The following is a 326-nucleotide window of genomic DNA, read 5'->3' as shown; positions in this document are numbered from 1 at the left end:
AGCAACAAAACCATTATTTCTGGCAAGCCTCTAGTATTGTAAATCCCTGAATTGATGCGATCCATTTCTCAGATATTAGGCAAGACAATAAAGTTATAAGATATTTAAAAGTGCTTTTGAGGCGAAAGCTTTTTACCCAAGATTTATGGCAAGCCCCTAGTATTGTAGACACCTGATAGTGTTATAAATGACACTAAACATGAGGTGCTAATTATGAGTGGCAAACGCTATACAGAAGAATTTAAGATTGAAGCAGTTAAGCAAGTCACAGACCGAGTTTATGGTATCAATGATGTTGCTAAACGACTTGGGGTAACGTCCAAAAA

1 protein-coding gene is annotated in these 326 nt (G+C 36.5%); it reads left to right on the top strand.

Annotated features, from left to right (window positions below; all coding sequences use genetic code 11):
- Positions 1-213: 213 nt before the first annotated feature.
- Positions 214-326 (top strand): transposase (locus MTBPR1_RS12185; protein ID WP_131813976.1); only part of this gene is annotated, 113 nt, incomplete at its 3' end.

Source organism: Candidatus Terasakiella magnetica, from assembly GCF_900093605.1.
GTDB lineage: Bacteria > Pseudomonadota > Alphaproteobacteria > Rhodospirillales > Terasakiellaceae > Terasakiella > Terasakiella magnetica.
This window is presented reverse-complemented; position numbering and strand designations above follow the sequence as displayed.